Raw genomic sequence first — 21,687 nt, forward strand, 5'->3', positions numbered from 1 at the left:
CATGGTGGTGGTGGTGCTGCCCGGTGGGGCCTGCTGCCGTCCGGGTGGTCTAGGTGACGGTCACGAAGACGCCGTGCCGGCCGCTCGCTCCGTCGGGGATGGTCCGGGCGCGCTGTTCGGTCTGGACCTGGCCGGTGCCGTCGGTGGCGCGGACGGTGACGTCGTGTCCGCCGGGGGTGGCATTCCAGCGGTACGACCACTGGCGCCAGGTGTCCGTGCCGGCCTGCGCGGCGAGGTCGGCGTCCTGCCACGGCCCGTCGTCGATGCGGATCTGCACGCGGGTGATGCCGCGGCGCTGGGCCCAGGCGACCCCGGCGACGGTGACGGTGCCGGCGGCCGGGCGGGCGAAGGGTTTGGGGGTGTCGATGCGGGCCTGGGTCTTGATCGGCGCCTTGCGGGCCCACCTGCGCTTCACCCAGTAAGGGTCGTAGGCGTCGAAGGTGGTGAGCTCGATGGACTCGATCCACTTGCAGGCCGACACGTAGCCGTACAGGCCGGGGACGATCATTCGGACGGGGAAGCCGTGGTCGAAGGGGAGCGGCTCGCCGTTCATGCCGACGGCGAGCATCGCGTCGCGGCCGTCCATGACGTCCTCGACCGGGGAGCCGAGCGTCATGCCGTCCACCGAGCGCGCCACCAGCTGGTCGGCGCCGCCACCCTTCGAAGGGGGCCGGACGCCCGCTTCCTTGAGGAGGTCGGCGAGGGGGACGCCCAGCCAGCGGGCGTTCCCGACGTAGGGGCCGCCCACCTCGTTCGACACACACGTCAGGGTGATGTCGCGTTCGATCAGGGGGCGGGCCAGGAGCTGGTCGAGGGTGTAGGTGCGCGGCTGGGCGACCCCTTCGCCGTGGATCCGCAGCCGCCAGGTTCCGGCGTCGATCCTGGGGACGGTCAGTGCGGTGTCGACGCGGTAGAAGTCGGAGTTGGGGGTGGTGAAGGTGGTGATCCCGGGGGCCTTGAGCTGAACGCCGGCCGGGAGTGCCGGGGCCGGTGACGAAGGCGCCGGAAGTACCAGGCCCTCGCGGGAGGCGACGGCGCCCTGCCCTTGCCTGGCGCTGAAGAACCGGCCGAGTGCACCGGCTGAGGTCGCCGCCACGGCGGTCACACCGGCCGCGGTGAGGAAGCCGCGCCGGCTCCAGCCGCCGGCGCCGTCCTGGCCGGAGGGGGCAGGCATCGGTACGGCTTGGCGCGCCAGGACGTACAGGACGACGGCTCCCGCAACTGCCCCGACGGCAGAGGGAAGTACGTCGCCGATGCCGTTGGTGTCGGGCCGGCCGAGGGCGGTTGAAGCCCCCACGATCCCGAACAGCAGCACGCCGGCGGCGCCCGCGCGCCGATGGGACAGGGCGAGGATGCCCAGGGCGACGGCGAAGAGGGCGAGGACCGCGAGGATCCCGAGCTGCAGGACGGTCTTGTCGTTCGCACCGAAGGTGCGGATCGCGAAGTCCTTGACGGCGGCTGGAGTGCGGTCGATCACCGCACCGCCCACGACGGTCACAGGCCCTGCCGCAGGCCTCACCAGTCCGGCCACCAGTTCGGCCACGGCCAGAGCGGTGAAGGCGGCCAGGAGGCCGGCCGTGGCGCCGAGTGCGGCGCGGACGAGTCTGCTGCGGAAGCTGCTCACACCCGGTATTCGGCGACCTTCGCCCGGCGGATTGGTCCGAGCTCCGAAAGAACTCAACGGCTCGCCCGTGTCGCCGTCATGGCGTGGGCACGCAGGGGCCGCGCTCTGGGCGGGGTGCTGCGGGTGGGGGGCCGCCGCCACCCCCAGCCGTACCCCCCCGCCGGGGGGCGTACAGGTCGAAGCCACCCGCGTGGCCGAGGGGGGCCCGGCCCCCCCCCCCCCCCACCACCCCCGCCCGGCCGGAGGGAGACACGGTCGACGCCTCCCGCGAGGCCGACGGGTCACCGGCCCCCGCCGCCCCGACTTCTCGGCGGCGGACCGGGGTCTTCCCGCGGCGGACGGTCAGGCGTTGACGCAGGTGTTGCCGAAGGACGGGTTGAGCAGCCCGATGACACTGACGGTGTTGCCGCAGGCGTTGACCGGGATGTGGACGGGCACCTGAATGAGGTTGCCCGAGCCCACGCCCGGCGAGTACGCGGCCACGCCCTGGGCGCCGGCGTCGGCGGACGCGACCGCCGCACCCGCCACCACGACCGCGCCGGCCGCCAGGGCCACAGCCAGACCTCGTCGTACGAGAACCATGTCTTCACTACCTCCTGTGAGGATGGCCGGCCGCCCGGAAGACCCGCGCGACCGACGAGGAACCTCCCGATGAGGAGCTCCCTCGCACGTCGTCTTCGTGACTGGTCGCCCACCGGCTCGGCCCCGGTCCGCCGATTCCCTCGAAGGGGTCAACCACCGGTGGCAAGGCTGACGAAGAGTCCTCCCATCCACAGGCCCGTCCGCTCCGAAGAACAGCCGACACACGAACAGGTTCCCCACGCCGGACCGTCTCCGGAACGCCCGGCCCCGTACGAACGACGAAACAAGGAGCGGCATGCGATGGACGCCCCGCCCCCCGACGGCCGCCCCAGGCCGGCCCTTCACCTTCTGCCCACGGCCGGAGCGGCGCACGTGAACCGACCGATCCCCTTCGGCGTCGGCCGCCCCGCCGACACCGACCGCAACGACATCGCGGACGTCATGCAGCAGGTCGCCCACGGCGACAAAGAGGCGTTCTCCGCCCTCTACGACGCCCTCGCACCCCTGGTCTTCGGCATCGTGCTCAAGGTCGTACGCGACCGTGCGCAGTCCGAGGAGGTCGCCCAGGAGGTCATGATCGAACTGTGGCGTCAGGCCGCCCGCTACCGCCCCGACGCCGGCTCCGTCACCGCGTGGGCCGCGACCGTCGCCCACCGTCGGGCCGTGGACCGGGTCCGCTCCGCACAGGCCGCCACCGACCGCGAGCACGCCCAGGCCGCCCGTGAGCACACCACCGCCTTCGACGAGGTGGCCGAACAGGTCGAGACGCGCCTGGAGTCCGAGCAGGTACGCCGCTGCCTGCGCGGCCTGACCGAACTCCAGCGCCAGGCCGTGACCCTGGCCTACTACCAGGGACTGACCTACCGAGAAGTCGCCGCATCCCTGCGCACACCGCTTCCCACCATCAAGACACGCATGCGCGACGGGCTCATCCGGCTCCGCGACTGCATGGGGGTGACCACATGAAACACCACGCCACCGACGCCCACACCCTCGCCGCCGCCTACGCCCTCGGCGCACTCGACGACGCCGAGCGCAAGGACTTCGACGCCCACCTCCAGTCGTGCGAGGCATGCCGGCAGGAGGCAGCCGAGTTCGAGGCCACCACGGCACGTCTCGCCGCGGCCGTCTCCCAGACGCCCCCGGCGGCAGCCAAGGCACAGGTGCTGGCCGCGATCGACGGGGTGCGCCAGCTGCCTCCGCGCATCCCCGCGCCCAGCCAGGCGCCCGCCCTCGGAGGCATCCTGCGCCGACGGACGGCATCTCTGGCGCTGGCCGCGAGTGTGGCCGCGGCCGCGCTGGGCGGCGTGGCGGTGTGGCAGACACAGAACGGACAGGACCTCCGGCAGGAGGCCCGCCAGGCCCGGCAGCAGCTCGACGCGGTCAGCGCCGTGCTGGCGGCCCCGGATGCGCGCACCGTCCACGGCAAGGCCGCCAACGGAGCGCTGACCACTGTCGTCTCCTCCGACCAGCGGGACACGGCGGTTTTCACCGCCGCCAACCTGCCCGCACCCGGTGCCGGGAAGACCTACCAGCTGTGGCTCGACCACAACGGCACCATGCGCCCGGCCGGTCTCATCGACCACAACGGCACCGTGGTCCTCACCGGCAACCCCGCAGACGCGGGAGCCGTCGGCCTCACCCTCGAACCCACCGGAGGATCCCCCCAACCCACCACCGACCCGCTGCTCTTGATGGCCCTTCCCGCCTGACCGGGCACCCGGACCCGCAGGGCACCCCTGGACGCGCCGCGCCACCGTGCTCGTACCCCGGCGGCCGAAGCCGGATCCGCTCCCGCCACCCGGACGTCCGCCGGCTCCTCCTCACCGAAGGGAACCCCCCGATGAAGCCCGCCGCCGACCGACTCGCACAGCTCCTCGGCCACTTTCTACCCGGCCCGCTCCCCGTCCGCATCCGCGCCTGGGACGGCAGCGAGACGGGCCCCCATGACGCCCCCCTGGTGGTCCTCCGCGCGCCCGACGCCCTGCGCCGCCTGCTCTGGCAGCCGGGCGAGCTCGGGCTCGCCGAGGCATACGTCACCGGAGACCTCGACGTCGAGGGCGACGTGGCCGGCGCGCTCTCCCAAGCCGGCCGAAGCGTCCGCGACCGGCCCTCGGCACGCCCCGGACCGGCGGGCCTGGCCGCGGCCACCGCTCTCGCGGTACGCCTGGGTGTCGTCGGCCCACCCCCGAAGCGCCCCGACGGGCGGGCGCGGCTGACCGGCAGCCCGCACAGCATCTCCCGGGACCGTGCGGGGATCAGCCACCACTACGACCTCTCCAATGACTTCTACGCCCTCCTCCTGGACGCGTCGATGGCGTACTCCTGCGCCTACTGGACCCGGCCCGACGACCCCACGTACACCCTGGCCGACGCCCAGCACGACAAACTCGAGCTGATCTGCCGCAAACTCGCCCTCGGCCCGGGAGACCGGCTCCTCGACGTCGGATGCGGCTGGGGCTCCCTCACCCTCCACGCGGCACGCGAGCACAAGGCCCGCGTCACCGCCGTCACCCTCTCCCGCGCGCAGCACGACCACGTCACCGAACGTGCCGTACGCGAGGGACTGACCGACCTCGTGGACGTCCAGCTGCGGCACTGGCGGGACATCGACGGAGGCGGCTACGACGCGGCCTCCGCCGTCGAGATGGGCGAACACGTCGGCGACGCCGAGTACCCCGCCTTCGCCACCAAGCTGCACGGCGCGCTCCGCCCCGAAGGCCGGCTCCTCATCCAGCAGATGTCCCGCGGCACCCACGCGCCCGGCGGAGGCGCCTTCATCGAGACGTACATCGCCCCCGACATGCACATGCGCCCCGTCGGCCGCACCGTGGACCTGCTGGAGGCCGCGGGCCTGGAGGCCCGCTCCGTCGAATCGCTCCGCGAGCACTACACGGCCACCATCGACGCCTGGCGTTCCAACCTCGAACGACGCTGGAGCGCCATCGAGAACCAGGTCGGGCGCACCACCGCCCGGGTGTGGCGCCTGTACCTGGCCGGTGCCTCGCTCGCCTTCTCCGAACGCCGCATGGGCGTCGACCAGATCCTCGCCGTACGCCCCACCCGCGAAGGCGCGTCAGCCATGCCGTCCACCCCCGCCGACTGGTACGCCCCGTGAGCCCGGCGTGAACGGAACCGCCTGGAGTTCTCTTCGGCCGGCCCGGATGCGGGGTCCGGCCGAAGAGCGGTCGTGTCGACCGCGGTTCAGCGCGCCCGACGTGCACGGTGGGAGGGCGTGGTCAGACGGAGGTCTGCGCTGAGGCGGAAGCCTGTCGCCGTGCGCGCACGGCACAGAGGGCCCTGGGTGACGAGGCGGACGACTTCGGCGGGTTCGGCGTGTGTCGCCAGTCTGATTCCGACCGTGGCCCGGAGGTCCGCCGTGGTGCCCCGGAGGACGACCCGGGCCGTGTCGACGCCCGGCACCATGGCGAGGTCGGCGGCGATGGCGCGGGCCAGGCTCCGGCGGCCGACGCGCGTTCCCGCGCCAGGCAGTCCAAGGGTGGACGGTCCGGTGGTGCGGAGCTGGGCCAGGCACCACCACAGCGCCGCCGCCGTCACCGCCGCCAGCAGGCCCATGGTGAAGGCCGTCGACGGTTCGTGCCGCCTCAGCCATTCCTCGGGGTGACCGGGCGGCGCCCAGGACACGGTGCCGCGCCGGGCGAGACCGGTCAGGGCGGTCCATCCCCCTGCCAGGACGGCCGCACCGCCTACCAGGGCCAAGGTGCAGCGGTTCGTCTTCGATCGTGCGGCCGTCACGGCGTGGTCTCCTCGCGCGTCGGTGGTCTCCAATGCTTCTCGGGAACGGATGTGACGGAGAGTCGGCCCGGGCGTCCGAGCCCGATCCCGCCGAGTGCGGCGGACGCGCTCCACTCGGCGGCCTGCCTCGCGCCGTCGGCCGGTCCGTAGGCGACGAAGACGCGCACCCGGAACCGCCGGCGCCCGGACCGCACCTTGACCCCGCTCACACCGTCGACGCTCATGGCGGCGTCGCGCAGCAGCAGGCCGACGGACGAGCGGTCGATGGCGGCCCGGGTGTCCCCGTCCGGCCGGACCAGCGGCAGCCACCGGCGCATTCCGGGCATGAGGGCAAGCACGACCAGAACCACCCCGAGCAGCGCGACCGCCGCTCCCGCCCCGATCCATCGCGCGTCGGTGAGGGGTACGCCCCGCAGCGCGGCGGGCGGGGTGAGCCCACCGCGCGCGACCCGGACCAGGAGCGCGCCGGCGGCCGTGGCCACGACGAGGGCCGTCGCGGCCGCGGACACGCGTCGGCCGGACCACGGCCTCCGCCCACGGGGCACCGGGGTTCCTTCGACGGGCACTCCCTCGTCCGTCACCGCCTCCTCGGAGCCGACCGGCGGCCCGTGCCCACCGGGGGCATCGCGTGAGCCGGGAGGGTCCGGGGCTGTGCCGGGAGGGTCCGGGGCTGTGCCGGGAGGGTCCGGGGCTGTGCCGGGGGTGCCCGGGGCCGTGCCGGAGGTGTCCGAAGCGGTGCCGTGGACGCCCGAAGCGTTCCCGTGGGCCGCCGAAAGGCTCGTGATCGCGATGTCCGCCCGGGAGATGTCCAGGCCCGACAACGCCGTTGCGCGGTGCATCACATGGCGCCGGACCCGTTCGCTCCGAGCCACGAGGTCGGTGGGATAGGCGAGTTCGAGCGCGACGCGGACCCGGGCTTCGCGCGCTCCCCTGCGAGCGACGGACACCTCCCGCGCCGTCCCCGCGCTGCCCAGGGCCTCGGTGGCCGCCTGGCGGACGATGCGGCGGACCGTCCGGTCGGCGACGGTGACGGTTCCCCGTTCGGCACGGGGCGTCGCGGAGGCGGGCCTCGGAACGGTCATCGCCGCTCCCTGGTCCAGCGCGCGACGAGATCCCTCGGGTCTGTTCGCTCGTCCCACAGGTGACCCACCACGCCACCGAGCGCGCCCAGCGCCGCGACGAGGAGGAAGGCGGCGAACCCGCCGAACCACGCGGCGAACCCCAACGCCATGCCGACTGCCAGTCCTGCCAGGGATCTGCTCATCACACACCTCACTCGGGGGCGACCCGCTCGGAAAATCGCTACGGCCCCGTCCGGGGACGCCTCTCCTCGACCGTCACTCGACGCGGCCTTCGCCCGCCTGGTGTTCCGGCGCCTCGTCGGGCAGGTGCACGTCGTTCACCACGACGTTGACCTCGACGACCTCCAGCCCGGTGGTCCGCTCCACCGCCGCGATGACGTTCTCCCGCACGTCGCGGGCGACATCGGTGATCGGAACCCCGTACTCGACGACCAGGTCGATGTCGATGGCCGTCTGGCGCTCGCCGACCTCCACCTTCACGCCCCGGCCGACGTTCGGGCGCCCGCCCGGAACACGGTCCCGGACCGCCCCGATCGTCCGCGACAGTCCCCCGCCCATGTCGTGCACGCCAGGGATCTCCCGCGCCGCCATGCCGGCGACCTTCACCACCACCAGATCCGCGATGGACGTCCTGCCCCGGCTGCCCGCCGGCTCGGTGACGCCGCTGCCTCCCGCGGTCAGCGTCGTGGAGTTCTCGCGGTTCTTCCTCGTCTCCATCGGTGCCCTGGTGCTCGTCTCGTCGATCACGGTCGTCTGCGTCATGGAAATTCCCTCTTCGTACTCGACACAAGTGCGGGCTCACTTCGTTGGACACGGGCAGCGGGGATTCGTCACGGCCTCCTCACGAAGTCGTCGGCGGGACACCCGGAATCGTGGAGAGGGCTCCCCCGACGCCGCGATCGCGTGACGTTCGGACCGCCACGGTGTCCAACGCTCGGTGGGTGGACTCCCGCATCCGTCGTCGCGAGGGCGACGGTGCGCGCGGCGCAGGGGTCGCGGAGCCCCGCATGGAAGGAGCAGCGAGTGCCAGGGCTTGACAGCCGAGCCCCCGGGCTCAGTGGGAGCAGGGCGGAGCCGGACGACGCCCTGCTGTCGGCACGGGCCCGTGAGGGCGACGAGGAGGCCTTCGCGGCGTTGGTCCGCCGGCACGGGCCGACCCTGCTGGGGCTCGCGAGCCGGATGCTGGGCGACCCGGCGGAGGCGGAGGACGCGGTGCAGGACGCCTTCGTGAGTGCCTGGCGTCGGCTCCCGGAGTTCCGGGGCGACGCGGCGTTCCTCACCTGGATGTACAGGATCGTCACCAACCGTTGCTTGAACCGGCTGCGCGCCCGTCGTCCCACGACGGACCTCGACGCCCTCCCCGAGCCCGCGGCTCCCCCGCAGGAGGGGTCGCCCGCCCGCGCGGCCGAGTCCAGCGCGGCCCTCGCGGACCTGACCGCGGCCCTGGCCGAGCTCTCGCCCGAGCAGCGAGCATGCTGGGTGCTGCGGGAGTTGCACCTGCTGTCGTACGAGGAGATCGCCGAGGCCGTCGGGATCGGCCCCGCGGCGGTACGCGGCAGGATCTTTCGGGCCCGGCGCTTTTTGACGGAGGCGATGAGCGAATGGCGTTGAACGCGGACCGGCAGCCCGTCGACGGCGCGGACGACGGCCTGCTGCCCTGTGGCCGATCCCTGGAGGCCGTGTGGGACGGTGCCGTCGAGCGCGGGCGGAGCCCGGCGGCGGAGGCCGCGCACCGTGCGACCTGCCCCCATTGCTCGGCGGCGCTCGCGGACCTGCGCACGCTCGACGCGTTGGTGACGGCAGCGCGCGAACTCGACCCGCCCGGCGGCGCCGAGGCCCTGACCGCGCGCGTCATGGATGTCGTACGGCTGGAGCTGCGACCGGGGCGCGCCCTGCCGCTGGGCTCGGGGCCCGACGACACGGGCTGGATCTTCGAAGCGGCGGCCGCGCGTGAACTGCGGGCCGCGGCCGACGGTCTGCCGGGCATCCGCGCCGGGAGCTGCCGTGTCCGGCCGCTGGGCGGCGGTGCGGGTGAGGTCGGCCGGGGACGTGGTCCGCTGGGGGTGCACGTGGAGGTGGCGGCGACGTTGGAGGCGCTGCCCGCGGCCGCCGAAGCGGTGCGCGGTGCGCTGTTCGCCGTCGCCGACCGGGTGCTGGGCATGGACGTCAGGGAGATCGATGTGCGCGTCGTCGACGTGCTGCAGGAGGACGTGGGCACGGACGGCACCAGCAGGAGCACCGGTAGCGGCCACGGTCCGGAAGGGGGCGCGGGATGACGGAGAGGATCGCCCGGTCCGAGCTCGAACGGGCGGCTGCCGCAGCCGCCCGCGCCACCGCCGGAGTCGCCTTCCTCCGGCCTGGCCTGACCGGTCTGCTGCGTGCGGCGGCCACGTCGGCCACGGGTTCGCGGTACGCGTCCCCTCCGGAGGGCGTACGGGCCCTCCGGAACTCGGCGGACGGCTCATGGGACGTGGAACTCAGGCTCACGGTCCGGCGCGGTCACCGGGCGGTGGATGTCACGCGCGCCGTGCGCCTCGCGGTCGAGGGGGCGACGCGGCCGCTCGTCGAAGGAGAGGAGGGAACGGGCGGCGGCCAGGTGTCGGCGACGGTGATCGTGACCGGCATCGTCTGAGGGGGCTGGAGCGGGCCGGAACGGCCGTCCGGGTGAGATTCGGATCCGTCACATGACGATCCCACGAGGTGATGGTCATACAGGGCATGAGCCTCTCTGTCGCCACTCCGCACCCGCCCGTCCTCCGGCCCCGCCGCGTCCCCGAGTTGCCCGCTCCGGAGACACGCCTCGGGCTCCGCGAGGCCTGGGGTCTGTCCCGCGCTCAGGTCGCGGCGGCGTTCGGGGTCACCAGTGCCACGGTGGGCGCCTGGGAATCGGGCCGCAGGTCGCCGCGCGGTGCCCGCCGCCGGGCCTACGCGGCCTTCCTGGCCGGCCTCGCCGCCTCCGCCCCCGCCGTCCCGCGCCCGGGCCGGGCCCCCGCCGCCCCGGTCGTCCCGCCCCCGGCACGCGTGGCCGCCGCCCCGCCACCGCGCGTGATCCGGGCCCTGCCCAGCGGCCTGCCCGTGGGGCCTCACCGCCCCGACCCGGTATCGCGGCTCCGCCGCCGCAGGTGGCGCAGCGCGGCCGCGGCCTGGGGCTGCTGGTCCCTGGTCCTCCACCTCCTGCTCACCGTCCCCGTCGCGGGCTGAGAGCGTCGCAGGGCAGGTCCGTGACGCTCGCCTCCTACGAAGGGCTGACCTACCGTGAGGTGGCCGAGCACCTCGCGGAGCCACTGGGCACGGTCGAGTCCCGGTTGCGGGAGGGTCTGATGCGGTCGCGCAACCGCCTGGGGGTGACAGCATGAACACCGACGATCTGCACATGCTTTCCGGCGCCTACGCCTTGGACGCGCTGAGCGACGAGGAGCGCCGGGAGTACGAGCGGCACCTGGCCGACTGCGCGTCCTGCGCCGAGGAGGTGGCAGAGCTCTCGGAGACCGCGGCGAGGCTCGGCCTCGCGGCGTCGGCTCCCGTCCCGCCGTCGCTCAGGGAGGACGTGCTGCGCCGGATCACCCAGGTGCGGCAGGCTCCGCCGGCGGACCCCACCGCGCCCGCCCGGGCCGCGCCGTCCGGCGTCCGGGCCCGTCGGGGTCTGCTGTGGGCCCTGGCCGCGAGCATCGCCTCCGCCGTCCTGCTGGGCGGGACGGCAGTCGTGCAGCACCAACTGGCACAGGACGCGGAGCGGGAGACCCAGCGGGTCCAGCAGGCGGCCGGCGAGGTGGCCGCGGTGCTGGCGGCGCCTGACGCCCGGCTCACGGCCACGGCTCTTCCGCAGGGTGCGACAGGCGCCGTCGTCGTCTCCAGGAGCCTCGACCAGGCGGTCTTCACGGCCTCGGACCTGACCGTGCCGCCCCACGGCAAGGTCTACCAACTGTGGTTCGACGACCGGGGGACGATGCGCCCGGCCGGCCTGATCGACCCGGACCGCACCACGACCGCGACGCTCATGGACGGGCCGGTGGACGGGGCGACCGGCATGGGGATCACGATCGAGCCGGCCGGTGGCTCGTCCCGGCCCACCAGCCCGCCGATCGCGCTGGCCGCGTTCCCGGCGGCCTGACGCGCGGTCCGCTCAGCCGGTCCTCCCGACTGGCCCCGGGCCCACGGCCCGGGGCGCCGGGAGGGAGCTCGACCAGAGCTGCTCGACCCGCGTGCAGTAGGGCAGCCCGTGCAGCGGCTCGTCGGCCAGGAAGCGGGTGACCAGGTCGATGATCTCCGTCGGCCGTTCCAGGAAGAGCATGTGGTCGCTCTCGGCGACTTCCGCGAACCACCCCTTGCCGCACGCCACGGCCATGCGACGACACTGCGCCGGGGTGGTGAAGGCGTCGTGCTCTCCGGTCACGGTCAAGGTCGGGGCCGGCACCTTCACGCTCGTGTCGAGCTCCGCGTGATGCAGCAGGCGCCGCGTGTTGGAGCTCACCTGAACGGCCTCGGCCGCGGTGAGGGCGGCCAGGCGACGCAGCAGGAACCGACGGACGCGCGAGCCGTTGGTGATCCCGTCGAGGCGCTCCGGATTCATCAGGATGTCGACCGCGGCATGGGCGTACTCGTCCATCCTGCCGGTGTCCAGGAAGGCCAGCGCACGCTCCATGGCCTCCCGGGACTGCTCGGGGATGGCCGCCATCGTGCCGACGAGGACCATCCGTCCCACCCGGTCAGGATGGCGCTGGGCGATGCGGTAGGCGATGGCGCTTCCGTAGGAGCCGCCCACCACGTTGACCTGCCGCAGGCCGCTCTCGTCGAGTATGTGGCGGACGGCGTCCGCCAACACGTCGACGCTCTGCCCCACGGGAAGGGGGTCGGCCGTGCCCCAGCCGGGCGGGTCGACGGTGAAGACGTCCATGTTCCTCAGGAGCAGCTTCTCGCAGCGCCCCCACGTCTCCTTGTTCTGGAAGGCGCCGCCGATCAGCAGCAGCGGACGCAGTCGCGGAGAGGTCGCCCGCACCAGACGCGACTCACAGCGCAATCCGTCCCAGCGGTGCCGGCGTACCAGGGGCGGACGCTGTACCGGCAATGACCCGACCGGAGTGTGCGGCGAGGAGAGAGGCATTGCGGGGGTTCCCATCAGATGAGGAAGAATGCGCACGGAAGCGGGGATACGCGAAGTCGTCGCCCGGACGGTCACGCATCTGGCCGAGTCTTCCCATCGGCACCATTTGTCCCACTCTTGGATCTCAACGAGCCTCGACGTCTAAGGGCACGCCGAACGCCGAGAACGGCGACGGCGGTCGTGGGGGCACGTGCGCGCAGCCCCGGACTCGGCGCACTCACCGGAACGTCCGGTCCTTCGCGGCCATCCGGGGTCAGGACCGGCTGTCGGGTGGAGGCGCCGGGGCGGTACGGACGCCGGCCCGGGGTTTCCTCCGCCGTATCCGCCGAGGCGTGCCGAACGGTCGGATCATAGGGTGGGCCCATGCCTAGAACTTCTCCTGCTGTGGCCCTTGACGCCCTGCTCGCCGGTAACACGCGCTTCGTGTCGGGCGCGCCCCAGCATCCCAACCAGGACGCCGCCCGCCGTACCGAGCTCGCCCCGGGCCAGGATCCCTTCGCCGTGATCCTCGGATGCTCCGATTCGCGACTGGCCGCTGAGATCATCTTCGACCAGGGACTCGGCGACCTGTTCGTCGTCCGTACCGCCGGCCATGTCCTGGGGACCGAGGTGCTGGGAAGCGTCGAGTACGCGACGAGCGTGCTCGGGGCGAGGCTGGTCGTCGTTCTCGGCCACGACTCGTGCGGTGCGGTGGCGGCCGCTCGCGCCGCCGTGGAGGACGGCTTCTCCGCCGGCGGATTCGTCCGTGACGTGGTGGAACGGGTGACGCCGAGCATCCTTGCCGCCCGGGCCGCCGGACTGACCGCGGACACCGACATCATCGACGAGCACATCCGGCACACCGTGGATCTGATACTCGAACGGTCCCGGCTTCTCTCCGAGCAGGTCGCATCGGGCGAGGTCGCGGTCGTGGGTCTCGGCTACGCGCTGACCGAGGGCAACGCCCGGGTCGTGACCACCCGGGGGGACGTGCGTACCGACACGGCCGAGGCCGGCGCGGGACCCTCGGCCGTGTGACCGGACGACCCGACCGCTCCGTCCCGGAGACCGGCGCGGCCCGTCTCCGGGAGGCCGGCCTCCGCCCACGTTGCCGCCGAGGCCTCGGGTTCCCGCCGACGCCTCGGGTTCCCGGGCGTGGCTCGCGACGGGCAGGCCAGGCGGGTGAACGCGCCGGCCGGGCTATGCCGAGCCACGGGCTTGCGAACGGGTCAGAGCAGGGCGGTGTGCGCGGAGTCCGGGAAGGTGGGGCGGTCGTGCCGCTCGCCTGCTCGGCCCGCGCGCACGGATCCGGGGAGCGCGGCCTTCCCGTCCGGCGCGAGGACGTCGTCCCCGTAGAGTCCCTGTGCCCAGTTCGTCTGGTAGATCGTGTCGAGATAGCGCTCCCCGAGGTCGGGGGCGATCGCGACGGCGGTGGTCCGTCGATCACCGTGGTGCGCCAGCCAGCGGTTCGCGCCGCTGACGACGGTGCCGGTGGATCCGCCGAAGAGAAACCCGCGCTCGGCCAGCATCCGGCAGGTGCGCACGGTGTCGATCTCCTCCACGCACAGGGCCTCGTCCACATAGGCCTCGTCCAGCAGGGGCGGGGTGATGCTCATGCCGAGTCCCGGGATCATCCGGCGCCCCGGGGTGCGGCCGAAGATGGCGGAGCCGACGCTGTCCACGGCGACGATGTGGACGGGCCGGGACCAGGCTCGGAAGAACCGCGCGCAGCCCATCAGGGTCCCCGTGGTGCCGACCCCGACGAAGAGGGTGTCGATCTCGGGGAACGCTCGGGCGATGGCGGGCGCAGTCCGGCGGTAGTGGGCCTTCCAGTTGTCGGCGTTGGTGTACTGGCTGAGCCATACGTACCGGGTGTCGGTGGCGCACAGGGCGCGGACGAAGGCGAGGCGTGCCCCGAGGAGTCCGCCGATGCCCGTCTCGTCGGAGAGGACGTGCACGTCGCTTCCCATCGCCTCCATCATCAGACGGGTGGTCAGGTTGCAGTGGGAGTCGGTGACGCAGAGGAAGCGGTAGCCCTTGCTGGCCGCGATCATGCTGAGCGCGACACCGAGGTTGCCCGAGGAGGACTCGACGAGGATCGAGCCGTGGGTGAGGACCCCGCTTCGCTCGGCGGACTCCACCATTTCGGTGGCCGCCTTGAGCTTGATCGATCCGGCGAAGTTGAAGCCCTCGCACTTGAGGTACAGCGGGTTTCCGAGCGTGGGCTCCAGGTCGACGTAGAGGTCTTCCTCGTTGTAGGCGTAGGGAGCGGAAATGACGGTCACGATGATCTCCTCCTCGGGGTCGGACGGGTCGGCCGGATGTGTCGCCCGAAGAACTCCGGCCGACGGGTCCGCCTCACCCGTAGCGGTTCAGTTCGTCGAAGAAGCGGTCGACGAGGTGCAGTTGCCCGGACCGGGCCACCGCGTCGTAGACGTACTTGCCGACCGCAAGGTCGAGAACTCCCAGCCCGAACGGCGAGAAGATCACGGGTCGGTCAGGTGGCGGCGTCACGCGTCCGGCGATGACGTCGTCGAGCGTGCCGTGGATGAAGTTCCTGTTGCCGACGAGCTGTGCCGTGAGATGGGGTGAGGTCGCCTCTCTGAGGACGTGCTCCACGTCGTCGACGATGTTGGTGGCGGACAGCTGGATCTGCGGGGCGAGGTCGCGCAGCGAGATGTGCAGCACGACGGGGTTGTGACGGAACCAGGAGGGCTCGGTGATGTGGGGCCTGCCGGCGACGGTCGCGAAGACGACCAGATCGCTGGTGCGGATCAGGGTCTCGGCATCCCTGTGCACCGTGACGGTGGACGTGGGGTCCGCCTGTTCCAGATACAGCCGGAATCCGGCCGTGCTGTCCGCCGACAGGTCGTGCACGCCGGTGTGTTCGAAGCTCCACCCGGTGCCGGACAGATAGGTGTGGATGTAGCGGGCGATCAGGCCGGTCCCCACGAATCCGACGCGGGTGGGCCGGGGCCGCCCCCGGCCGAGCCGTTGGGCGGCCGCTGCCGCGGACGCGGCGGTCCTGGCGGCGCTGATGACCGAGCTCTCCATGCAGGCGTACGGGTATCCCGTGGCGGGGTCGTTGAGGATGAGCACGGCGGACGCCCTGGGGATGCCGGACCTCACGTTGGCGGGGAAGCTCGCGATCCACTTGATGCCGTCCACCTGGTCCTCGTCTCCCCCGATGGAGGCCGCGAGGGAGATGATCCGGGACGTGGGGCGGTCGGGGAACCGGAGGAAGGAGGAGGGCGGGTTGACGGTGCGGCCCGCTGCGTGGAGCCGGTAGGTCGCTTCCACGACCTTCGTCACGGCGTTCTCACGACCGCGCAGGATCTCCTTGACCTGTCGTCCCGGAATGACGGCGAACGGCGGTACTTCGAGTGCGGCGGCTGGAGCGTTCATGCCTCGGCCCTCCCGGACGACCGGTCGGGCGGCGGCGGGCGGAACGGGTCGGCCATGGCCACCAGGACCTGACGCTGACCCGTGTAGGCCTCGCGGCTGTGCGCCGTGCGCAGGTTGTCGACGACCATCAGGTCACCGGTCTCCCAGGGGCGCCGGACCGTCAGGTCGGCATAGGTGCTGTTGATCTGCTCGATCACGTCCGCAGGCACCGGGTCGCCGTTGCCGTACCGGGTGGTGAAGGGGAGACCGGCGGGACCGTACTCCTCGGTCAGGAAGTCCCTGACCTCGGGGGCCATGGTCCACTCGCTGAGGAAGGCGATCTGGTTGAACCAGCAGCGTCGGCCGCTCGCCGGATGCCGTACCACCGCGCTGCGCCGCTGGCGGGTGTGGAGTGCCCCGTCGGGCTGCCATGCGGTCTCGATGCCGTTGGCCAGGCAGTACGCGTCGACGGCTTGGCGGTCATCGGTGCCGAACGCCTGGGACAGTGTGGCGCCGACCTCTCCGTTGTAGGAGCGGTCCAGCAGCCATCCTTCCTCTGCGAACCGTTCGACCACCGAGGGCGGGAGGGACTCGAGCACATCGGCGGCATCGGCGAGTGCGGTGGCGCCACCGTCGGTCGGCGGTCGCAGGCAGGCGAAGAGCAGCAGTCCGGGGCACCGGCGCGCGTAGCTCAGCTCGTGGTGCATGCACATCGTCTGGTTGGCGGGCCAGGCGGCTGACGCGTAGACGCCGTCGGCGAGTTCCTCACGGGGCGCGAAGCCCTCGGTCTCCCGCACGGGGCCGTCGGTCAGCCGCAGGGCGATGCCCTTGAGGTCGCTCGCGGTGCGCAGGTCGAGCCCGGTGACGACGACGGCGCCGTGCGCCGCGACCAGTCCGAGCAGGTCCTCCTTGTACGAGTCGGCCCAGGGGTCCCCGCCTGGAGGCCCGGCGATCCGGCGGATCGCCGTGGGCTCCGGTGTCGCCGGCTTGCGGAACAGTGCGGACAACATGTCTTTCCTCTCCTTCGGCAGGGGGTCAGCGTGATGCCGGTCGTGCGGCAACCGGGGTGTCCCGAGTGGTCGTCGGGGAGCGTTCGTCGACCAGTGCGGACAGTTCGGCCAGGACGGGATGTGCCACCAGGTCGCGCAGGGAGACGGTTCCGTCCAGGGCGACCGCCAGGCGCACGGCGGACAGGGAGGTGCCGCCGAGGTCGAAGAAGTCGTCCTCGCGGCCGATGCTGTCGCCGGGCACGCCGAGGATGCGGGCCCAGGCCGAGGCGAGTCGCCTCTCGCCGGGAGTACGGGGCGGGTTGTGGCCGTCGGGCCGGCCGAGGTCGCGGGCGAGGTCCGCGAGGGCCGCGCGGTCGATCTTGCCGTTGGCTGTGAGCGGCAACGTCTCCTGCCAGTGCACCGAGGTCGGGAGCATGTACGCGGGGAGCAGTTCGCCGAGTTGCCCGAGGAGGGCCTCCTCGGTCAGGGGCCGCGGCCCGGTGCAGAACGCCACCAGGTGCCGGGGCCGGGTCTCTCCGCCGGTGACGACGACGGCGCCGTCGCGGACGTCCGCGAGCCGCAGGAGGCTGTTCTCGACCTCTCCGATCTCGACGCGGAACCCGCGGACCTTCACCTGACCGTCGCGGCGACCGTGGAACTCGAGCTTCCCGCCCGGCAGCCAGCGGCCGATGTCGCCCCCGCGGTAGAGACGCTGACCGGGGTGGTGCGGATCGGGTGGGTAGGAGTCCCGGGTGCGTTCCGGGTCGTTCACGTAGCCGCGGCCCACGCAGACTCCGGAGAAGACGATGGCTCCGGGAGATCCGAGCGGAACGGGTGTGAGGTTGTCGTCGACCACGTAGATCCGCACGTTGGCCACGGGACGTCCCAGCGGTATCCGATCGCCGGCCGGCACTCCTGTCATCACTTCGTGGTTCGTGTCGTCCGATGTCTCCGTCAGCCCGTACGCGTTGACCAGGGGGACGTCGGGCATCGCGGCGAACCAGCGCTCGACGAGGCCCTTGTGCAGTGCCTCTCCGGTGACCGACACGCGGCGCAGACGGCTCAGGTGGCGAGGTGCGCGTTCCAGTGCGGTGAGCAGGACTTCGAGGTAGGACGGGACGACCTGGAACACCGCGACGCGGCCGCGGGCGATGACGTCGAGGAACCTGGTGGCGTCCAGTACGGTGTCCTGCTCGACGAGCAGGGTCCGCCCACCGGCCAGGGGGCCGGCGAGGAGCTGCCACAGCGAGATGTCGAAGCACTGCGAGGCGGTCTGTGCCACGACCCGGCCCTCTTCGATGCCGAGGTCCTCGATCTTCGCGAGCAGATGATTGAGCATGCCGGCGTGTTCGCAGAGGGCGCCCTTCGGCTCGCCCGTGGAACCGGAGGTGAAGTAGAGGTAGGCGAGCTGATCTGCCGTCACCTTGACGGCGAGGTCATCGCCGCGAGCCGTGCTCTCCGCCACGAGTGGGATGGAAAGGACGCGCGTGGTGGGTCGGGTCGCGAGGGCGCGTTCGAGATTACGGGTGGCGTCGTTCCGGGTGGCGTCGTTTCGGGTGGCGTCGTTCCGGGTGGCTTCGGCGGGCTGGGTGAGGACGAAGGTGCAGTCCGCGCGGTCCAGCATCACGGCGATCCGGCCCGGCGGGTAGTGGGGGTCGATGGGCAGGTAGGTGCCGCCGGCCTTGAACACGGCGATCACGGCTGCCATCCAGTGCAGAGTGCGTTCCGCCACGACCGCGACGACGCCTTCGGGGCCGAGTCCCCGGGACAGCAGGGCCCGGGCCAGCCGGTTCGCCCTCTCGTTCAGGTCGCGGTAGGTCCAGCGGGTGCCGCGGTACTCGGCGACGACGGCATCGGGCCGCCTGCGTGCCTGGTCCTCGAACAGTTCGTGGAAGCGTCGGTCCGGCAGGAGGCGGGCGCGGCCGGCGAGTTCCTCGGTCTGGAAGCGGATCTCCTCCGGGGACACCAGGGTGCAGCGCTCGTGGTGCTCGTCGGGGGTGGTGACGAGGTGTTCGAGCGCGCGGCGGTAGTAGCCGCCGATCCGGTCGGCCGTGGCACTGTCGATCACATCGGTGCGATGGCGAAGTCGCAGGACGCGCGGGTCGCCTTCGAGGACGCTGACGCACAGGGGCGTGCCTTCCGGAGCCTTCGCCTCTCCGGACGGGTCGAGGACGATCTCCGGGGGTGCGGCGGTCCGGTCGGTTCCCCTCCGCTCCGTGTCGGGCAGGAGCCGCAGGGCGCGGTGGGCGTCCGCCACCAGGCGGCGCCAGGTGCCGGGCCGGACGTGCAGTCGGCAGGTCGCCGGGTGGTGCGCCCGCGGGAGCACGTAGCCGGTCGTGACCTCGGGGTCGCCGGACAGCACGGCGAGCACCTTCGCGTGGGCGGCGAGCAGTATCGCGGCGACCGGCACCCCGAACTCTTCGGCCCGCGTGCGCAGCAGCTCGGCCGTCCGCTCGGTCATGGCGGTCCCGGTGTGCTCCGCGGTGCCCGGTACGGGGTGGGGGGCCCACCGCGGCACGGCCGTGAACACCTGGCCGGCGTCCGCCGGCGGTGCGCTGCCGGTGATTGCTCGCGTCATCGCGGTTCGCCTCCGGAGGCGTTGTGCTCGGGTGCGGTGGGTCGTGCGGGGTTTCCCGACCAGCGGTCGTCGTCGGGGACCGTCTCGCCCTTCATGAGGAAGCAGTCCGCCGCCAGGTGGGCGCGGTCGCCCACCGTGACGCCGTAGTGGACGAGAGCGCCCACGCCCAGCGTGCAGTCGGAGCCGACCCGGCTGGTGTCGGACTTGAACGTGCCGTCCTCCTGCGAGTGGCACTGGATGACGCTGCCGGCGTTGAGGGTGCAGCCGCTTCCGATGGTGACCATGGCCCGCTCGGGAAGGCTGCAGCCGTCGTCGAAGACGGATGCGCCGATCCGGGCGCCCAGCAGGCGCCATACGACGGGCTTGAACGGAGTGCCGTTCAAGATCACCAGATACGTTTCCGAGGGGACCTTCCAGTAGCGTTCGCGCTGCCAGAATCGGACGTCGTAGATCGAGCAGAACAGCGGCCCGAGCGGATGCGCCGCCGTGACCAGCCGTTCGACCAGTACGTAGTACAGGACGGTGAACGGCAGGAGCGCGATGTTGGCGAGGGCGATGGCCGCGACACCCCACTGGGAGTACAGGTCCGCCGCTCCCGCGTAGAGGAGCGTGACTGCGGCGAAGTAGATCCAGCCGGTGAGCAGGTGCCATGCCATGGTGGCGCCGTTGTGCCGGTTCTTGGCCCGGAGGCGTTGGCGCAGCCCGTCGCCCTGGGCGAGGGCGTCGAAGGTGCTGTCCCTCGTCACCGAGCGGGGGATCTCGAAGCTCGGTGAGCCGAGCAGGCCCACGTCGTGCCGGAGCGGTCCGTCGACCGGGACCATGACCTTGGTCGCCAGCAGGCAGTTGTCGCCGGTCCTGCCCCGGGAGGGGTAGGCGATCCTGTTGCCGAGGAAGTTGTGCGCGCCGATCACCGTGCGGTTCACGCGGAACGACGTACTCGAGTATGCGGCGTTCATGAGCGACAGGCCGTCCGCGACCATGGTTCCCCGGCCCACGGAGCTCAGGAGCGGGCTCTCGTGCTTGACCATGGTGCCGAAGTTCGAGCCGGTCTGCTCCACGGAGGGCAGGTCGTAGCCGATCCACCGGAGGTAGTGCACGATCGCCGAGCTGTCACCGAAGAGGCGGGTCATGAACCTCCTGTTGGTGAACAGCGTGATGGTCCGGTGGACCGCGTGGTGGAAGCCGTACAAGGGGTAGGTGCGGCCCGGGGACACGAACCTGCCGAGCACGCGGGTGACGGTGCCCAGGACGATCAGGACGACGGGAATGCCGCCGAAGAAGATCACGCCCGTGATCAGGAGCAGGTCTGCGTAGAAGACCCAGTCCGCGAGCGCCAGGGACGCCGGTTCCAGCACGGTGGTCAGCTGGGGAGCCTTCGAGAGCAGCACGTCCAGGCATCCGACGGCGAGGGGGGCGAAGACCAGCAGCGCCATGACGATCTGCGCGGCTCCATGACCCGTTCGGCGGACCGTTCCGCAGCGGGCGGGCGCCACTGCCAGGAAGTCGGCGTCCGTCGGCTGACCCGGTGATCCGTGCCAGTGCTCGCCGGCCGGGACGGTCTGCCCCGGATGCAACGACGAGGCGTGACCGAGCTGGGCCCGGTCGCCCATCGCTGTCCGGATGTCCAGCACCGTCGCCTCGCTGACGACCACGTCGCGCCCGAGCGTGACGGTCCCCGTCTCGATCGCGGCGTCGTGGGCGCGGTAGCAGCTGAACAGGGAGTCCTTGCGGATGACCGTGCGGTCGCCAACGGTCAGCAGGTCGGTGCAGACGGGCACGCTGCGGGAGAGGACGGTCACCCCTCGCCCCATCTTCGCGCCGAGGGCCCTGAGGTAGAGGACGTAGAGCGGGGAGCCGACGGCGAGGACGATGGGATTCGCCCGTATCAGCGTCTTGACCAGCCAGAATCGAAGGTAGGTGAGGCTCCAGACCGGGATCCGCTGCGATGTCCACCGTCCGATGAGGATCCACTTCGCGGCGACCGGCAGGGTGCACAGCAGAACCAGGGTCACCGCGCCGAAGGCGACCGACCGCAGATAGTCGTGCCACAGGTCGGTTCCGGTGGAGATCCAGTCGTACCCGCGGGCGGTGATGAAGGCGAGGAGGAAGGCGTAGCCGACGAAGCACACCAGCTGCAGCGCACCGCACAGCCATGGGCCCCGTCGAGCCGGGGGCTCGGTGGGGACGCGGGAAGGGATGAAGGGCCGGGCCTCCGGGGCGGCGACGGCCGGTGCGACACCTTCCATGGCCGTACTCAGGCTTCTGATCGTCGGATGCCGGTAGACGTCCCTCATGGACACGGAGGGAAGGTCCGCCTGCTTCCTCACCCGGGCGCAGAAGTGCGCCATGACCAGGGAGTCGGTGCCCAGTTCGTCGAAGAAGTGGCTGTCGACGGGAACGTCGTCCAGATGGGCGACGTCCGCGAGCACCTGCGCGAGGACCTTCTGCCGATCGGTACTCGGGGCCTTCTCGGCGTCGAGCGACCTTTGCGTCATGAGGGACTCCTGGATCCGGCCCTACCTGCGTCGCAGCCTTGTCGCTGTGCTCGGTCTTCGCGCCCGTCCGGCTTCCGGAAGGGGCGGGGGCCACCACGTGGCAGGGATCGGACCGCT

The 21,687-nt window shown here is 72.2% G+C and carries 21 protein-coding genes and 1 pseudogene; 10 read left to right on the plus strand and 12 right to left on the minus strand.

The genetic code is table 11. The features are described 5' to 3' along the window. Window positions 1–49: 49 nt before the first annotated feature. Together ACFQ79_RS09920 and ACFQ79_RS09925 are read right to left on the minus strand one after the other, a co-directional pair. Entirely contained in the window at window positions 50–1,633 is a 1,584-nt protein-coding gene (locus ACFQ79_RS09920) for a sulfite oxidase (protein WP_383580968.1), read from the minus strand. A gap of 333 nt (window positions 1,634–1,966) precedes the next feature. Then, window positions 1,967–2,206, minus strand: coding sequence for a chaplin (locus tag ACFQ79_RS09925; protein WP_383580893.1), 240 nt, complete (start codon window positions 2,204–2,206; stop codon window positions 1,967–1,969). A 372-nt stretch (window positions 2,207–2,578) separates the two neighbouring features. Between ACFQ79_RS09925 and sigK the strand changes: the two genes are divergently transcribed. The 3 genes from sigK (at window position 2,579) to ACFQ79_RS09940 (ending at window position 5,324) form a co-directional block, all read left to right on the plus strand. After that, window positions 2,579–3,172 (plus strand): ECF RNA polymerase sigma factor SigK, encoded by a 594-nt coding sequence (gene sigK / locus ACFQ79_RS09930; protein ID WP_383580895.1) that lies wholly within the window; start codon window positions 2,579–2,581, stop codon window positions 3,170–3,172. After that, window positions 3,169–3,918 carry an anti-sigma factor domain-containing protein gene (locus ACFQ79_RS09935; protein ID WP_383580897.1) on the plus strand — a complete coding sequence of 250 codons (750 nt, stop codon included), beginning with the start codon at window positions 3,169–3,171 and terminating at the stop codon, window positions 3,916–3,918. The genes sigK and ACFQ79_RS09935 overlap by 4 nt, the downstream gene beginning before the upstream one ends. 131 nt (window positions 3,919–4,049) lie before the next feature. Further along, window positions 4,050–5,324: a class I SAM-dependent methyltransferase gene (locus ACFQ79_RS09940; protein WP_383580900.1), complete on the plus strand. Its 1,275-nt coding sequence runs from the start codon at window positions 4,050–4,052 to the stop codon at window positions 5,322–5,324. 86 nt (window positions 5,325–5,410) lie between these two features. Here ACFQ79_RS09940 and ACFQ79_RS09945 read toward each other — a convergent pair whose 3' ends face one another. From ACFQ79_RS09945 to ACFQ79_RS09960, 4 genes are all read right to left on the minus strand, one after another. Beyond that, entirely contained in the window at window positions 5,411–5,962 is a 552-nt protein-coding gene (locus ACFQ79_RS09945; RefSeq protein WP_383580903.1) for a hypothetical protein, read from the minus strand. Continuing rightward, entirely contained in the window at window positions 5,959–7,044 is a 1,086-nt protein-coding gene (locus ACFQ79_RS09950) for a DUF6286 domain-containing Asp23/Gls24 family envelope stress response protein (protein ID WP_383580906.1), read from the minus strand. The genes ACFQ79_RS09945 and ACFQ79_RS09950 overlap by 4 nt, the downstream gene beginning before the upstream one ends. After that, the gene (locus tag ACFQ79_RS09955; protein WP_383580909.1) at window positions 7,041–7,226 is read right to left on the minus strand and encodes a hypothetical protein; all 186 of its coding nucleotides are present in this window, start codon (window positions 7,224–7,226) and stop codon (window positions 7,041–7,043) included. The genes ACFQ79_RS09950 and ACFQ79_RS09955 overlap by 4 nt, the downstream gene beginning before the upstream one ends. 73 nt (window positions 7,227–7,299) lie before the next feature. Further along, a complete protein-coding gene (locus ACFQ79_RS09960; RefSeq protein ID WP_383580970.1) occupies window positions 7,300–7,761 on the minus strand; it encodes an Asp23/Gls24 family envelope stress response protein in 462 nt (153 codons plus the stop codon). Between the two features lie 306 nt (window positions 7,762–8,067). Between ACFQ79_RS09960 and ACFQ79_RS09965 the strand changes: the two genes are divergently transcribed. The 6 genes and pseudogenes from ACFQ79_RS09965 (at window position 8,068) to ACFQ79_RS09990 (ending at window position 11,155) form a co-directional block, all read left to right on the plus strand. Next, window positions 8,068–8,655, plus strand: coding sequence for an RNA polymerase sigma factor (locus ACFQ79_RS09965; RefSeq protein WP_383580912.1), 588 nt, complete (start codon window positions 8,068–8,070; stop codon window positions 8,653–8,655). Next, window positions 8,646–9,320 (plus strand): hypothetical protein, encoded by a 675-nt coding sequence (locus tag ACFQ79_RS09970; RefSeq protein WP_383580915.1) that lies wholly within the window; start codon window positions 8,646–8,648, stop codon window positions 9,318–9,320. Before ACFQ79_RS09965 ends, ACFQ79_RS09970 begins: the two co-directional genes overlap by 10 nt. Next, entirely contained in the window at window positions 9,317–9,676 is a 360-nt protein-coding gene (locus ACFQ79_RS09975; protein WP_383580917.1) for an Asp23/Gls24 family envelope stress response protein, read from the plus strand. The genes ACFQ79_RS09970 and ACFQ79_RS09975 overlap by 4 nt, the downstream gene beginning before the upstream one ends. Before the next feature lie 86 nt (window positions 9,677–9,762). Further along, window positions 9,763–10,245, plus strand: a complete 483-nt coding sequence (locus ACFQ79_RS09980) for a helix-turn-helix domain-containing protein (RefSeq protein ID WP_383580920.1) — start codon at window positions 9,763–9,765, stop codon at window positions 10,243–10,245. An 8-nt stretch (window positions 10,246–10,253) separates the two neighbouring features. Continuing rightward, window positions 10,254–10,400 (plus strand): annotated as a pseudogene (locus ACFQ79_RS09985) (sigma factor-like helix-turn-helix DNA-binding protein); the annotation flags it as partial. Next, entirely contained in the window at window positions 10,397–11,155 is a 759-nt protein-coding gene (locus ACFQ79_RS09990) for an anti-sigma factor domain-containing protein (RefSeq protein WP_383580923.1), read from the plus strand. The pseudogene ACFQ79_RS09985 and the gene ACFQ79_RS09990, both read left to right, overlap by 4 nt. A gap of 12 nt (window positions 11,156–11,167) precedes the next feature. On the opposite strand, the gene ACFQ79_RS09995 is transcribed toward ACFQ79_RS09990, so the two are convergent. Continuing rightward, window positions 11,168–12,040: an alpha/beta fold hydrolase gene (locus ACFQ79_RS09995; protein WP_383580925.1), complete on the minus strand. Its 873-nt coding sequence runs from the start codon at window positions 12,038–12,040 to the stop codon at window positions 11,168–11,170. 468 nt (window positions 12,041–12,508) lie between these two features. Between ACFQ79_RS09995 and ACFQ79_RS10000 the strand changes: the two genes are divergently transcribed. Then, window positions 12,509–13,162, plus strand: a complete 654-nt coding sequence (locus ACFQ79_RS10000; RefSeq protein ID WP_383580928.1) for a carbonic anhydrase — start codon at window positions 12,509–12,511, stop codon at window positions 13,160–13,162. 191 nt (window positions 13,163–13,353) lie between these two features. On the opposite strand, the gene sbnA is transcribed toward ACFQ79_RS10000, so the two are convergent. From sbnA to ACFQ79_RS10025, 5 genes are all read right to left on the minus strand, one after another. Beyond that, window positions 13,354–14,409 carry a 2,3-diaminopropionate biosynthesis protein SbnA gene (gene sbnA, locus ACFQ79_RS10005; RefSeq protein ID WP_383580931.1) on the minus strand — a complete coding sequence of 352 codons (1,056 nt, stop codon included), beginning with the start codon at window positions 14,407–14,409 and terminating at the stop codon, window positions 13,354–13,356. 73 nt (window positions 14,410–14,482) lie between these two features. Then, window positions 14,483–15,529 (minus strand): 2,3-diaminopropionate biosynthesis protein SbnB, encoded by a 1,047-nt coding sequence (gene sbnB, locus ACFQ79_RS10010; RefSeq protein WP_383580933.1) that lies wholly within the window; start codon window positions 15,527–15,529, stop codon window positions 14,483–14,485. Then, the gene (locus ACFQ79_RS10015) at window positions 15,526–16,518 is read right to left on the minus strand and encodes a TauD/TfdA family dioxygenase (protein WP_383580935.1); all 993 of its coding nucleotides are present in this window, start codon (window positions 16,516–16,518) and stop codon (window positions 15,526–15,528) included. The genes sbnB and ACFQ79_RS10015 overlap by 4 nt, the downstream gene beginning before the upstream one ends. A gap of 25 nt (window positions 16,519–16,543) precedes the next feature. Beyond that, window positions 16,544–19,075: an amino acid adenylation domain-containing protein gene (locus ACFQ79_RS10020; RefSeq protein WP_383580937.1), complete on the minus strand. Its 2,532-nt coding sequence runs from the start codon at window positions 19,073–19,075 to the stop codon at window positions 16,544–16,546. After that, on the minus strand, window positions 19,072–21,570 hold the full coding sequence (locus ACFQ79_RS10025) for a Pls/PosA family non-ribosomal peptide synthetase (protein ID WP_383580939.1): 2,499 nt from the start codon (window positions 21,568–21,570) through the stop codon (window positions 19,072–19,074). Before ACFQ79_RS10025 ends, ACFQ79_RS10020 begins: the two co-directional genes overlap by 4 nt. Window positions 21,571–21,687: the final 117 nt, after the last annotated feature.

Source organism: Streptomyces sp. NPDC056480, assembly GCF_042795405.1.
Classification (GTDB): Bacteria; Actinomycetota; Actinomycetes; order Streptomycetales; family Streptomycetaceae; genus Streptomyces.